This is a genomic window from Pyxidicoccus trucidator (genome assembly GCF_010894435.1).
In the GTDB taxonomy this organism is placed as follows: domain Bacteria; phylum Myxococcota; class Myxococcia; order Myxococcales; family Myxococcaceae; genus Myxococcus; species Myxococcus trucidator.
The window spans coordinates 1,120,569-1,134,119 of sequence record NZ_JAAIXZ010000001.1; the positions used below are offsets into that span (position 1 = coordinate 1,120,569).

Annotated in this window: 9 protein-coding genes and 1 riboswitch; of the genes, 3 read left to right on the forward strand and 6 right to left on the reverse strand. The window is 71.5% G+C overall.

The genetic code is table 11. The features are described from left to right. Positions 1-66: 66 nt before the first annotated feature. The 6 genes from G4D85_RS04675 to G4D85_RS04700 form a co-directional block, all read right to left on the reverse strand. On the reverse strand, positions 67-639 hold the full coding sequence (locus G4D85_RS04675) for an RNA polymerase sigma factor (RefSeq protein ID WP_164008247.1): 573 nt from the start codon (positions 637-639) through the stop codon (positions 67-69). Beyond that, complete coding sequence (locus G4D85_RS04680; protein WP_164008249.1) at positions 636-1,790, reverse strand: cupredoxin domain-containing protein; 1,155 nt, start codon at positions 1,788-1,790, stop codon at positions 636-638. The genes G4D85_RS04675 and G4D85_RS04680 overlap by 4 nt, the downstream gene beginning before the upstream one ends. A 35-nt stretch (positions 1,791-1,825) precedes the next feature. After that, positions 1,826-5,002 carry an efflux RND transporter permease subunit gene (locus G4D85_RS04685; protein WP_164008251.1) on the reverse strand — a complete coding sequence of 1,059 codons (3,177 nt, stop codon included), beginning with the start codon at positions 5,000-5,002 and terminating at the stop codon, positions 1,826-1,828. Next, complete coding sequence (locus tag G4D85_RS04690) at positions 4,999-6,051, reverse strand: efflux RND transporter periplasmic adaptor subunit (protein ID WP_205525417.1); 1,053 nt, start codon at positions 6,049-6,051, stop codon at positions 4,999-5,001. The genes G4D85_RS04685 and G4D85_RS04690 overlap by 4 nt, the downstream gene beginning before the upstream one ends. A 230-nt stretch (positions 6,052-6,281) precedes the next feature. Beyond that, positions 6,282-6,836: a hypothetical protein gene (locus G4D85_RS04695; RefSeq protein WP_164008255.1), complete on the reverse strand. Its 555-nt coding sequence runs from the start codon at positions 6,834-6,836 to the stop codon at positions 6,282-6,284. Further along, positions 6,833-8,068, reverse strand: coding sequence for a TolC family protein (locus tag G4D85_RS04700; RefSeq protein WP_205525418.1), 1,236 nt, complete (start codon positions 8,066-8,068; stop codon positions 6,833-6,835). The genes G4D85_RS04695 and G4D85_RS04700 overlap by 4 nt, the downstream gene beginning before the upstream one ends. Before the next feature lie 249 nt (positions 8,069-8,317). Beyond that, positions 8,318-8,441: riboswitch (SAM-I-IV-variant riboswitch) on the forward strand. A 307-nt stretch (positions 8,442-8,748) separates the two neighbouring features. On the opposite strand from G4D85_RS04700, the gene thrA reads away from it, so the two are divergent. Genes thrA through G4D85_RS04715 form a run of 3 tightly spaced genes read left to right on the forward strand, consistent with a single transcriptional unit; the run spans position 8,749 to position 13,486 of the window. Beyond that, positions 8,749-11,250: a bifunctional aspartate kinase/homoserine dehydrogenase I gene (gene thrA, locus G4D85_RS04705; RefSeq protein WP_164008259.1), complete on the forward strand. Its 2,502-nt coding sequence runs from the start codon at positions 8,749-8,751 to the stop codon at positions 11,248-11,250. Positions 11,251-11,289: 39 nt separating this feature from the next. Then, the gene (locus G4D85_RS04710) at positions 11,290-12,417 is read left to right on the forward strand and encodes an aminotransferase class I/II-fold pyridoxal phosphate-dependent enzyme (protein WP_164008261.1); all 1,128 of its coding nucleotides are present in this window, start codon (positions 11,290-11,292) and stop codon (positions 12,415-12,417) included. Next, positions 12,329-13,486 (forward strand): trans-sulfuration enzyme family protein, encoded by a 1,158-nt coding sequence (locus G4D85_RS04715; RefSeq protein ID WP_164008262.1) that lies wholly within the window; start codon positions 12,329-12,331, stop codon positions 13,484-13,486. Before G4D85_RS04710 ends, G4D85_RS04715 begins: the two co-directional genes overlap by 89 nt. The last annotated feature ends 65 nt before the right edge of the window (positions 13,487-13,551 follow it).

Consider the following 13,551-nt stretch of genomic DNA (forward strand, 5'->3'; position numbering starts at 1 on the left):
GCCCCTCGGCACCTGCCGGAGAGTTAACGAGGGGCCGGGGTCGCCGGCAAGGCCTTTCTCATCCGCTCACGCGCGGGACTTCTTGCACGAGCAGTCCAGGCAGCCGTGCGTGGCGCACGTCCCACAGCTCCGCTCGAGCTGCTTCTTCAGCGCCTGCCGGGCGCGGTGCAACCGCACGCCCGCGTTGTTGGCGGTGATGCCCTCCTCCTTCGCCACGTCGGTCACGCCGCGCTCCTCCAGGTCCACCTTGCGCACCAGGTCCGCGTACTCGGGCTTGAGGGTGGGCAGCAGCTCGCCGACGCAGGCGCAGACAGTCGCCTTCAGCTCCGGGTCGTCGGTGGCCTCCGTGGCCTCGCGGGCCTCGCGCTCCAGCGCGCGTCCTTCCGCGGCCTGCTTGCGGTAGTGGTCCACCAGCGCGTTGCGCAGCAGCCGGTAGAACCACGTCACCGCGCCCTCGCCGTCTCGCAGCGCCCCGCCCTTCTCCAGCGTCTTCACGAAGGCCGACTGGAGGATTTCCTCGGCCACCGCCCGGCTGCCCACGCGCCGCTCCAGGAACGACAGGAACTGGCGATGGTTGCCCACCAGCGCGCCCACCACGTCCTCTCCCGCCGCCTCCATGTCCTGCTGCGCCCCGCTCATCGCACCACCAGCGTGCCCTTCATCATCTGCATGCCGCAGGAGAAGGGGAACGTCCCTGCCTTGTCCGGAACGAAGTCCACCACCGTCTCCGACAAGCCGGGCAGCGGTCGCTTCACGCCGAAGTCGGGGATGAGCAGCTCGTCCCCACACCCGCCCGAGTCCTTGCGCACGAAGCGCAGCCGCGCCGGCACGCCCTGCTTCAGCGTCACCTCGCTCGGCTGGTAGCCGCCCTGCACGGTGATGGTCACCTCCTGCGCCGCCCCCGCCTTCACCTCCGCTCCGGCGGGTGGAGGAGCCTTCGCCGCATCCACGGGCGTCAGCATGAAGCCGATGAAGTACTCCGGCTCATCCGGCATGGGCAGGCGCACCGTCACCTCGCGCTCACCGTCAGCGGGAGGCAGCTTCCCGGTGAGGAACTCCCCCGTCGTCCCCGGGAGCAGCGGCGCGGAAGCACCGACTGCCTCCAGCGTGCCCTTCTTCCCCGTCAGTGGCAGCGGTTGGCGGAAGGCATCCGTCACCCAGACGCGCACCTCGCCGGACTTCAGCGACAGCACCTCCAGGTGCGTGTCCCCGCTCATCGCGACGATGCCGCCGTGCAGGGGCGTGTGGTCGTGCGCCTGCATCTGCGTGGGAGAAGCGCCCTCCGGCCCGTGCCCGTGCGCCTCCAGGTGCGCGGAGAAGCGCGCCACCTCCGGCTTCCCGTCCCGCACCACCGTCACCACCATCGTCAGATGGTCGTCCGAGTGCTCCGGCCCCTGGCCCGCCAGATGGTCGCCCGAGGGCGTCAGCTTCACTTCCGGGTAGCCGCCCTTCGCCACCTTCACCGTGCCGCTGGCGCCATCCACTGGACGCACCTGGAGGTCCTCGTCCAGCAGGTAGACGCGATACGTGCCTCCCCGTGCCGCCACCAACTCCATGTGTCCGCGCGGTGTGGCTTCCACCAGGCCGCCATGCGGCGAGATGTGGGCATGAGGCGCTGCCTCGGCGTGAGCATGGGGCGCCCCGCCACCGTGCGAGTGCGGCGCTGCCTCGTCGTGCGGCTTTGACGGAGTGGCGGCCCTCGGAGCCTGTGCCTCAGCGGGTGCATCCTTCTTGCTGCACGCGGCCACCAGCCCAAGGGCCATCACCGCCGCGATGATTCGCTTCCCCATCGAACATCCTCCAAAGTTCCTCACGGTGCCCGCCTTCACAGCGAGCCCGCGAGCCGCTCCGCCGGAGGTGCTGCCTCCGGGAGAGCGGTGTCCTCTTCGGCGCGCGCCGCCGCCTTGCGCGCCAGGTAGCGCTCCAGGGCTGGACGCCCGAAGCGGAAGAACACGGCCGGCGTGACGAGCAGGTCCAACAGGGTGGAGCTGATGAGCCCCCCGAGGATGACCGTCGCCACCGGGTGCAGAATCTCCTTACCGGGCGCCCCCGACGCGAGCGCCAGCGGCACCAGCGCCAGCCCCGCCGTCAGCGCCGTCATCAGCACCGGAACCAGCCGCTCCAGCGAACCACGGAGCACCAGGTCCTTGCTGAACACCTCGCCCTCCACCTCCACCAGGTGCAGGTAGTGGGAGATGAGCATGATGGTGTTGCGGCTGGCGATGCCACACAGGGTGATGAAGCCCACCAGCGTGGCCACCGACAGCGACTGCCCGGTGAGCACCACCGCTGTCACGCTGCCCACCAGCGCCAGGGGGATGTTGAGCATCACCTGGAGCACCAGCCGCACCGAGCGGAAGTGCGCGTACAGCACCAGGAACATGCCCGCCAGCGACAGCAGGGACAGCAGGGCGATGAGCCGCGTGGCGGACTGCTGGCTCTCGAACTGGCCCTCATAGGTGATGAAGGCACCGGGCGGCAGCGACACCTGCGAGGCCACGCGCTCGCGGACCTGCTCCACCGCGCCGCCGAGGTCCCTCCCCGCCACGTTCGCCATCACCACGATGCGCCGCTGCAGGTGGTCATGGTGGATGACGTTGGGCCCCTGTGACTCCACCACTTCCGCCACGGCTGCCACCGGGACCCGTGCTCCCGAGGGCGTGTCCACCAGCGCCCGCCGGAACGCCTCCGCGTCCACGCGTGAGCGCTCGTCGTACCGCACCAGCACGTCGAAGGTGCGCTGGCCCTCCAGCACCTGCCCCACCACGATGCCGTTGAACGCCTTCTCCAGTTGCTCCGCCATGGCGCCGGGCTGCACGCCCAGCCGCGCCGCCTCCTCGCGCTTGAGCCGCACCTGGAGCTGCGGAATCAGCGTCTGCTGCTCCACCTGCAGGTCCACGATGCCCGGCACGCCCGCCATGACGGACCGTATCTCTTCCGCCTTGCCGCGCAGCACGTCCAGGTCCTGCCCGAACAGCTTCACCGCCACCTGCGCGCGGATGCCCGACAGCAGGTGGTCCAGCCGGTGGGAGATGGGCTGCCCCACGGACACGGACATGCCCGGAAGCTGCGTGAGCCGCTCGCGAATGTCTCCGAGCACCACCTCCCGCGCGCGCCCGTCCTCTTCCTTGAAGTCCACGTCCAGCTCCGAGTAGTGGACGCCCTCCGCGTGCTCGTCCTGCTCGGCGCGGCCGGTGCGCCGGCCCACCGTCTTCACCTCGGGCACGCCCGCGATGAGGCGCTCGGCCAGCAGCCCGAAGCGGTTGGACTCCTCCAGCGACGTGCCCGGTGGCGCCACCAGAGTCACCGTGGCGGTGCCCTCGTTGAAGGGGGGAAGGAAGGAGCGACCCAGGAAGGGCACCACCGCCGCCGCCCCGAGCACCAGCACCGCCGCGCCCGTCATCACCGGACGGGGATGCGCCAGCGCGACCTCAAGCACCCGCTGCGCCCGCGCCTTCAGCCAGCGCACCAGCGCGCTGTCCCCATGCTCCAGGAAGCGCCCCTTCGGCAGCAGGTACGCGCACAACGCCGGAGTCACCGTGAGCGACACCAGCAGCGACGCGAGGATGGACACGATGTACGCCACGCCCAGCGGGGCGAAGAGCCGTCCCTCGATTCCGCCCAGTGCGAACAGCGGGACGAACACCAGCACCACGATGAGCGTGGCGAAGACGATGGAGCCGCGCACCTCCGACGACGCCTTGAAGATGACGCGCAGCGTGGACTCCGGCTGGGGCTTCGCCCGGTTCTCCTTGAGCCGCCGGTACACGTTCTCCACGTCGACAATCGCGTCGTCCACCAGCTCGCCGATGGCCACGGCCAGGCCGCCCAGCGTCAGCGTGTTGATGGACAGGTCGAACGCCTTCATCACCAGCGCGGTGATGACCAGGGAGAGGGGAATCGCGGTGAGGGTAATCGCCGTGGTGCGCAGGTTGACGAGGAAGAGGAAGAGCACCACCACCACCAGCAGCGCACCGTCGCGCAGGGCCTCGCTCACGTTGCCGATGGCCGAGCGGATGAAGTCCGCCTGCCGGAAGAGCGTCTCCACCCGCACGTCCTCGGGCAGCGTGGCCCGCAGCTCCTTCAGCGCGGCATCCACCTTGCCGGTGAGCTCCAGCGTGCTGGCCCCGGGCTGCTTCTGCACCGCGAGGATGACCGCGGAACGACCGTTCATTCCGCCGTCGCCCCGCTTCACCGCCGGCCCCACCACCACCTCGGCCACCTGCGACAGGCGCACGGGCACGCCGTCCCGCACCGCCACCACCGTGCCGGCCAGGTCTTCCACGGACGCGCTGCGCGCGAGGTTGCGGACCAGGTACTCGCGGCCGCCCTTGTCCACGAAGCCGCCGGTGGTGTTGCCCTGCGACAGGCCCGCAGCGCGCTCCACGTCCTCGAAGGTGAGTCCGAAGGCGAGCAGCTTCTCCGGGTCCACCTTCACCTGGAACTGCTTCACCCCGCCGCCCAGCACCGTCACCTGGGCGATGCCCGGAATCGTCAGCAGGCGCTGGCGGAGCGTCCAGTCCGCGAGCGAGCGCAGCTCCAGCTGCGACGTGCGCTCGCCCTCGCTCTGCACGCCGAGCAGCAGGATTTCGCCCATGATGGAGGACACCGGCGCCAGGTGCGGCGTCACGTCGCGAGGCAGCCGCTCGCGCGCCACCTGGAGCCGCTCCGACACGAGCTGCCGGTCCAGGTAGATGTCCGTGCCCCAGTCGAACTCCACGTAGACGATGGACAGACCCACGCCCGACGACGAGCGCACGCGTTGCACACCCGGCGCCCCGTTCATCGCCGTCTCAATCGGCGTGGTGACGAGCGTCTCCACCTCCTCCGGGGACAGGCCACCCGCCTCCGTCATCACCGTCACGGTGGGACGGTTGAGGTCGGGGAACACGTCCACCGGCAGGCTCGTGACGGCCCAGCCGCCGTAGAGCAGCAGCGCCACCGCCGCCAGCACGACGAACAGCCGGTGCCTCAGCGCGAGGAGGATGACGCGGTCAATCACCTGCCGCCTCCCCTCGCCATGCGCAGCGCCGCCACGCCGCCCACCACCACGCGCTCGCCCGTCTTCAGGCCCTGGCGCACCTCACGCCACTCGCCGTCCCGTCCACCGAGCCCCACCGGCCGCAGCTCGAACGCCTCGGGCGCGGTATGGACGAAGACGAAGGCGCGGCCCTCCTCCTCCACCACCGCCGCCGCGGGCACCGCCAGCGCGTCGCGTCGGCCACCCTCGCCGATGGCCACGTCCACGAACATGCCGGGCCGCAGCCGGCCGTCCCGGTTGTCCGCCTCGAACAGGACGCGCACGCTGCGCGAGGACTCATCCACAAGTTGGCCCACGTGGTACAGCCGCGCCGCGAAGTGCTGGCCCGCGTACGCGGGCGTTCCCACCAGCGCGCCGGATGCGCCCTCCACCCGCGCCACGTCGCCCTCGTACACGCGCGCTTCCACCCAGACGACAGAGGCGTCCAGCACCGCGAACAGGGGCCGCGCCGGATCCACCTGCTCACCCACCGTGGCCCGGGCCTCCACCAGCACGCCGTCGATGGGCGCCACCAGCGGGAAGCGCGCCGTGCCCTGGCCCTGGCGCGCGCCGGACAGCACGTCGCGCGCGGCCTTCGCGCGGCCCAATTCCTGCTCCGCCGTGCTCGCGGAGAGCCGTGACTGCTGCACTTCCTTCTCGGCCACCACGCCCTGCAGTGACTCCAAGCGCGTGAGGTCTCGCCGGGCCTGCTCCAGCGCCGCCTGCGCGCGGGACACCTCCGCCTCCGCCTGGATGTAGCCCGTCGACAGGCCCGTGGCCTCCGAGGTGGAGAGGCTCTGCTGCACCAGCGCCAGCACCTCGCCGCGCTTCACGCGCTGCCCCACCAGCGGCACCGACGCGCCCGACGCCAGCACGCGGCCCGGCACCGGCGCGGACACCTGCGCGTAGCGGTCCGTGCGCGGCACCACCTTGCCCGGAGCCACCAGTCGCGACTCCAGCGGCCGCACCGCCGCGCGCTGCGTGCGCACCTCCAGGAGGAACTGCGTCTCCTTGGGCACGGTGAAGGCCACGCCGGGGACAACGGGCTGCTGCTGCGTGGCCGGAGCCTGGGCGTGGCCCTCGTGAGCGTGGGCCCGAGGGCTCGCGAGCAGAACGAGACATATAAAGGATGCGGGCCACAAAAGTGGGCTGAACACCGACCCCGGCAACCTCGCACCCACACGGCGCCAGGAGCCCGCTGAGCCAGCACCAGCGCGGCGCGCGGAAGAACCCGGAGCCCTCGACCCGCTCATCGACTCGCTCACAGCATCCCCCGCTTGCGACGCGACACCCACCAGGCACCCGCCGCCACCATCAGCGCCACGCCGCCCGCGATACCCCAGCCGAGCTCCGCGCCGTGGTGAGCGTCATCGTCGTGCGCCTCTTCATGCTCCGCCTCCACGTGCACCGTCCCCAGCGCCAGCACGTCCACGGCGTCGCCCCGGGTCACCGTCGCGACGGCGGCCAGCTCCACCTCAGGCGCCAGCTCCGCCTCGACCACGTAGATGCCGGGCGACTCCATCCTCGGCACCAGCGACTGCACGGCGGCTCCCGTCAGCGTCAGCTCCACCTGGGCGCCGCTCACGGGTGCGTTCGTCGCGCTCTCCGCCACCAGCACGCGCACCGGCGTCTTCGGGCCCTCGGCGTGCTCCGGGTGCTTGAGCACCACCTCGAACACGTCTCCCGTCGCCGCCAGGACGTGCACCGCTGCGCCCGGGGTGGACACCTCGGGTGCCTTCCCGTGCGGCGCGCCCTCGTGTGCTCCCGCCACCAGAGGCAGCGCTACCAGCGGCAGCATCCACAGCATCCGTCTCATTGCGGCACCCCTCCCGTGGGCAGCCGACCTTCCGCACGCAGCAGCGCGGTGCGCGCGCGGGCCAGCTCCGCCGCCGCGTCCACGGTCTCCGCTCTCGCGGCGAAGGCCCTGTCCCGCGCGAGCAGCAGGGCGTCCAGGCCCAGCTCTCCCGCCTCGTAGGCGCGGCGAACCAGCTCCAGGTTGCGCTCGACCGAAGGCCGGGCCGTGTTCAGCGCCGTGTGCGCCGCTCGCGCGGCTTCGAACGCGCTTCGGGCCACGGCGGACTCCGCCTCCACCTCGCGCTCCCGTGCCACCCGCTCCGCCTCCCGCGCCGAGCGCCGCGCTCGAGCCTCCGCCAGCTCTCGCTGGTTGCGCTCCCACAAGGGCAGCGGCACCGACAACCGCGCCACCAGCAGGTGCTCGGTGTGCAGGTCGGAGATGGCGCCGTGCGACTCGGGGCGCCGCTCACGCTCGTAGCCCACGCCCAGCGTCGGGTCCGGGAAGCGCTCGCGCCGCAGCAGCTCCACCTCCGCCTTCGCCGCGACCTCCTCCGCCCGCGCCGCCTGAAGCTCGGGACGCTCGTTCAGGAGAGGTGACGACGGAGCCTCTACCAGCACAGACACGCTCAGCGGAGCCGCCGCCGGACGACCCAGTCTGCGGTTCAGCGCCGCGCGTGCCGCATCCGACTCCGCCCGCGCCAACGCCGCCCGGGCTTCCGCACGCGCTCGCTCCAGCGTCGCGCCGTTACGGTCCAGCTCCGACACGTCTCCCGCCGCGAAGCGACGCTCCGTCGCCGCCTCCAGCTCCCGGGACAGGCTCAGCGCCTCCTCGGCGAGCCGCGCCCGCGCCTCGCGCCGCTCCAGCTCCACCGCCGCGCCCACCGCCCCCGCCGCCGCCTCCAGCACCGCCGCGCGCCTCCGTGCCCGAGCCGCGTCCAGCGAGGCGTCTGCCCGTTCCACGCGCAGGCCGCGCTGCCCCGCCACCTCCACCGTCTGACTCAGCATCATCTCCACGCGCAGCTCACCCTGGTCTCCGGTGAGCACGTCGCTGGCGGCCTCCACCTCCAGCTGCGGATTGTCCCGAAGCCACCGCCCGTCCGCCGAGCGCACGCCCTCCGCCGAGACCTCCTCCGCCCGCGCCGCCGCCACCTCGGGGCTGCGCTCCACCGCGTCGGACACCACGCGCTCCAACGTCCAGACCTCCGCGGGAGCGGCGGCCAGCATGAGCGACAGGGCGGCGGACACGGCGAGCATGTCCTCTTCCCAACGCAAGTCGCGTACCCACCTGCGGCCCAGTGATTCCGCATACCTGCGAGGCGCGAACGGCCCCCAGGTGTGACCGTCGCCGTCACACTGTGACGTGCCGGGAAGGACCCTGAACGTCTCCCCACCAGGGGAGCAGGCGCGTTGAGGTGGAGGAAGGACCACGAAACAGGCCCAACGGCTCGGATGCGTAGGGACACGCAAGGGATTGACAGACGTTCAAGACACGTCTATCCACTGTCTCAACATCAAGAGCGGCCTTCGCCTCGCGGCGGTGGCCCGACAACCTGGAGTCGGACCTCCAAGGTGTCCAAACGATGCGGCTCGCGGAGAAGAACCTCCCCGGGCAATCCAAGAGTCCGGAGCAGAGGCCACCCCTCAGCTTCGGTGAGAGAGGACCCCCGTGGTTCCATCCACCTGCGCCGCATCCCTGAACGCCCTCGCTGACCGCGTCACGTCGTGCCCCGTACGGGCCGCGTGCATGCGTCACGCTCGAATGCGCCGGCCCGGCGGCCACCGCTAGTCCGCGTCCGCCAGGGCCTCACCTCCCTCCTCCCCTTTCATGCCGTGGGCGCTCGTGCGCCGCGACGGGCCTTCGTGTGCCCGGAGCGCGGGCTCGTGTCTGCCTTTGACTGTCTTCAGGGCCGAATGCGCCCCTCCGAGGTTCGCAGATGAGCAGCGCTCCCTTCCAGGTGATGAAGTTTGGCGGTTCCTCCGTGGGCTCTCCCCGGCGGCTCCGGCAGGTCGTCGAGCTGATTGGAAAGCACGCGAAGCAGGGCCCTCTGGCCGTCGTGGTCTCCGCGATGGGTGACACCACCGACTGGCTGATTGAAGCGGCGGACCTCGCCACGAAGGGCGAGCTGGAGGGCGCGCTCACGGGAGTGGCGCGCATCGCCCACCTCGCCAAGACGAACGCCGCCGCGCTGCACCCGGAGCAGTCCACTGCGCTCGCGGCGCGGGTGGACACGCTGCTCGCGCCGCTGCACCAGCTCCTCCAGGGCATCTCCCTCACCCGCGAGTGCTCGGCGCCGTCGAGAGACAGGGTGCTCTCCTTCGGTGAGCTGGTCTCCGCCACGCTCCTCGCGGAGCTGCTGACGGCGGCGGGCACCGAGGCCACCTTCCGCGACGCACGGCAACTGCTGGTGACGGATGACCGGTTCGGCGCGGCGCGGGTGGACGTGCCTCGGACGCGCGAGCGACTCCAGGGGGCGGTGGGGGCGTGGCGGGGCTCGGTGCCCGTCCTCCCCGGCTTCATCGCCGCGACGCCGGACGGGCGCACCACGACGCTGGGCCGCAATGGCTCCGACTACACGGCGGCGCTGGTGGCCCAGGGCATTGGCGCGACGGAAGTCACGGTGTGGACGGACGTGCTGGGCCTGCACACGGCCGACCCGGACCTGGTGAGCGACGCGTACCCCGTCGCGCACCTCACGCATGGAGAGGGACTGGAGCTGGCGGCGGTCGGCGTCCGCATGCTGCACCCGAGGACGATGATTCCGCTCATCGAGGCGGGCATCTCCCTGCGCATCCGCAACACGATGCAGCCGGAGCACCCGGGCACGCTCATCGACGCCATCGGCTCTCGCGACGGCCAGCGCCCCACGTGTATCGCCACGCGTGAGGACCTCGCCCTGCTGGGCATCGAGGTGCGCAAGCTGTCCGACCAGTTCCAGCTCGGCGAGCGCGTGCTGGCGGCGCTGCGCGAGGCGCAGGTGACGGTGTGGCTGTCGGCGCAGTCGGCGAATGGCCAGTCCCTCGCCGTCGTCGTCCCGCGCCCGGACGTGGCCCGCGCGCAGTCGGCGCTGGAGGGCGAGCTGTCCCAGGAGCTGGCGCGCAACGAGGTGGAGCCCCTCGCCATCCGCCAGCCGGTGACACTGTTAACGCTGGTGGCCGAGGCGATGGGCCATGGCGTCAACGTGGCCGGGCGCTTCTTCAGCACGCTGGGAGCGGTGGGCGTCAACGTGCGAGCCAGCGCCCAGGGCGCCAGCTCGCGCTCCATCTCCTGCGTCGTCGACGCGGCCGAGACGGCCATCGCGGTGCGCACCACGCACGCGGCCTTCAATCTGGCCCACCAGCAGGTGAGCCTGTTCCTCCTGGGCCGGGGCACCGTGGGCGGGCAGCTCCTGGCGCAGCTCCGCGCGCAGCAGACGCTGCTCAAGGACCGGCACGGGATTGCCCTGCGCGTCGTCGGCCTCGCGGACAGCCGCCGGGCCCTGTTCGACCCGGCGGGCCTGCCGCTCGAAGGGCTGGAGGAGCGGCTCGCACGCGTGGAGCCCACGGACACGGAGGCACGCACGCTGGCGCCACTGCTGGACGAACTGCGGCGGCTGCCGGTGCCCATCCTCGTGGACTGCACGGCCGCGAGCGGCATCGAGTCCCTCTACACGGCCGCGTTCCAGCGTGGCATCCACGTGGTGGGGGCCAACAAGAAGCCGCTGGCGCTGCCCTGGAATGACCGCGAGGCGCTCCTGGCCGAGGCCCGGCGCCACCACGTGGCGTACCACTACGAGACGACGGTGGCGTCCAGCCTGCCGGTCATCGACACGCTCGCGAACCTCGTCCGCACGGGCGACACGGTGCGCCTCATCACCGCGTCGCTGTCCGGCAGCCTGGGCTTCATCTGCAACGAGCTGACGGCCGGCGTGCCCTTGTCGGTGGCGGTCCGCACGGCGCGCGAGCGGGGCTTCACGGAGCCAGACCCGCGCGAGGACCTGAGCGGCACGGACGTCGCGCGCAAGGCGCTCATCCTCGCCCGGGAGCTTGGCCTGTCGCTCTCCCTGTCCGACGTGGCGCTGGAGCCGTTCGTCCCCGCCGAGCCCCAGGCCGGCACCTCCGTGGACGCGTTCCTCCAGGGGCTGAAGTCACTGGACACGGCCTACGGAGACCGCGTCACACGCTGCCGCCACGCCGGCACGGTGCTGCGCTACCTGGCGCGCATCGACCCGTCGAAGGTCGGCACCAGCTCACCCGTCATCCGCGTGGGGCCCGTCGCCGTGGAGGCGGGCCAGCCCGCGGCGGACCTGCGTGGCTCCGAGTCCTTCGTGTCCTTCACCACCACGCGCCACAGCGACTTCCCGCTCACCGTCCGGGGCGCGGGCGCCGGAGGCGCGGTGACGGCCTCGGGCGTGCTGGCCGACATCCTCCGCATCTCCCAGACGCTGCGCGGCCGCTGACCCCTTCCCATGTCTCCACCGAAAGCAGGAGCCCCTTCCATGAAACTCGCCACCGCGCTCGTCCATGCGGGCGTGCGCCGGGACCCCACTACGGGCGCGGTCGCCGTCCCCATCTACCAGTCCGCCACCTACCAGCACCCCGCGCTCGGCCAGTCCACCGGCTATGACTACTCGCGCACGAAGAACCCCACCCGCTCCGCGCTGGAGGACGCACTGGCGCAATTGGAGGGAGGCAGTCGGGGCCTCGCCTTCAGCTCCGGCATGGCGGCGCTGCACTGTGCGCTCCAGCTCTTCGGGCCGGAGGACCACCTCATCCTCACGGAGGACCTCTACGGCGGCACGTACCGGCTGGTGGATCGCATCCTCCACGTCCCCTACACCTTCGTGGACACCACGCGCCCGGAGGCGGTGCGGGCCGCGCTTCGTCCCAACACCCGCGCCATCCTGGTGGAGTCCCCCACCAACCCGCTGATGAAGACGGCGGACCTCCCGGCCATTGCACGCATCGCGCACGAGGCCGGGGCGCTGCTCATCGTCGACAACACCTTCCTCACGCCGTGGCTGCAGCGGCCTCTGGAGCTGGGCGCGGACCTCGTCGTGCACAGCGCGACGAAGTACCTCGCCGGGCACAACGACGTGGTGGCGGGCGCGCTGGTGGTGAAGGACACGGCGCTGGCGGAGCGCCTCACGTACCTCCAGAACGGCATCGGCGCGATTCTGGGTCCGCAGGATTCGTACTTCGTGATTCGCGGCCTGAAGACGCTGGCCCTGCGCATGGAGAAGCACCAGGCCAACGCGCGCGAGGTGTCGGAGTGGCTGAGCACACACCCGCTTGTGGACCAGGTCTTCTATCCGGGCGTGGGCGGCATGCTGTCCTTCACCGTCACCGACGCGGCCCTGGTGCCCGGGGTGCTCGCCTCCGTCCAACTGTGCCTCTTCGCCGAGTCGCTCGGCGGCGTCGAGACGCTCATCACCTATCCGACGACCCAGACCCACGCCGACATCCCCGTCGCGCGCCGGGAGCAACTGGGTATCTCCGACCGACTGCTACGCCTCTCCGTGGGAATCGAGGACTGTCATGACATCGTTGCCGACCTTGCCCAGGCGTTCGAAGGAGCCCGCCGTGCGTACCCGCTTCGCGACGCGCTTGCTGCACACGGGTCATGAGACCGACCCCGCCACCGGCGCGGCGGCGGTGCCCATCTACCAGGTGTCCATGTTCGACCAGCCGGGGCTCGACCAGCCCGGCGAGTTCGACTACGCGCGCTCGGGGAATCCCACGCGCAAGGCGCTCGAGGGCGTGCTCGCCGAATTGGACGAGGCGCACGCCGCCTTCGCCTTCGGCTCCGGCATGGCCGCCATCTCTACGGTGCTGATGCTCTTCAGCGCGGGCGACCACCTGGTCGTCACGGACGACTGTTACGGCGGCACCTACCGGGTGCTGACGCGCGTGTTCAGTCGGTTCGGCCTCAAGGCCACCTTCGTGGACACGAGCGACCCGGACGCCGTGCGCGCCGCCATCCGCCCCAACACCAGGGCGCTGCTGGTGGAGAGCGTCAGCAACCCGTTCCTCCGGCGTACCGACATCACCGCGATGGCCATCATCGCTCGGACGTGTGGGGCGCTGCTCATCGTCGACAACACGTTCCTGTCGCCATACGTGTCGCGGCCGCTCACCGAGGGCGCGGACATCGTGGTGCACAGCGCGACGAAGTATCTCGGGGGGCACAGCGACGTGGTCGCAGGGACGGTGGCGGTGAAGACGCCCGCGCTCGCGCAGGAGGTGTACTTCCTCCAGAACGCGGTGGGCGCGGTGCTCGGGCCGCAGGACTGCTTCCTCCTCCAGCGCGGCATCAAGACGCTGGGGGTCCGCCTGGAGCGGCAGGTGCGCACGGCGGCGGCGCTCGCCCGCTGGCTCAAGGACAGGCCCGAGGTGCGCGAGGTCTTCTACCCGGGCGCCGGCGCGGTGGTGTCGTTCCGGCTGGACAGGGACGAGTGGGCGGCACCGTTCGTGGAGGCGCTGCAACTGCCCCTGCTCGGCGTGTCGCTGGGAGCGGTGGAGAGCATCGTCACGGTGCCTGCTCGCCACTCCCATGCGTCCGTGCCGGCAGCCGAGCGGCAGCGGCGCGGCATCACCGACGGGCTCATCCGCTTCTCGGTGGGGCTGGAGGACCTGGAGGACCTTCAGGAGGACCTGTCGCTCGCGCTGGGACAGGCGGTGCGCGTGGCGGCGTGAGCAGCAGGTCGTGTTGACACGCACCCTGCAATTCATTACCTGAAGGGCCGATGCTCATTTCCGTC

What these genes read in the sequence shown, in the direction of transcription:
- G4D85_RS04675 (WP_164008247.1), bottom strand. Translation starts at nt 639, where the DNA reads ATGAGCGGGGCGCAGCAGGACATGGAGGCGGCGGGAGAGGACGTGGTG.
- G4D85_RS04680 (WP_164008249.1), bottom strand. Translation starts at nt 1,790, where the DNA reads ATGGGGAAGCGAATCATCGCGGCGGTGATGGCCCTTGGGCTGGTGGCC.
- G4D85_RS04695 (WP_164008255.1), bottom strand. Translation starts at nt 6,836, where the DNA reads ATGAGACGGATGCTGTGGATGCTGCCGCTGGTAGCGCTGCCTCTGGTG.
- G4D85_RS04700 (WP_205525418.1), bottom strand. Translation starts at nt 8,068, where the DNA reads ATGCTCGCCGTGTCCGCCGCCCTGTCGCTCATGCTGGCCGCCGCTCCC.
- thrA (WP_164008259.1), top strand. Translation starts at nt 8,749, where the DNA reads ATGAGCAGCGCTCCCTTCCAGGTGATGAAGTTTGGCGGTTCCTCCGTG.
- G4D85_RS04710 (WP_164008261.1), top strand. Translation starts at nt 11,290, where the DNA reads ATGAAACTCGCCACCGCGCTCGTCCATGCGGGCGTGCGCCGGGACCCC.
- G4D85_RS04715 (WP_164008262.1), top strand. Translation starts at nt 12,329, where the DNA reads ATGACATCGTTGCCGACCTTGCCCAGGCGTTCGAAGGAGCCCGCCGTG.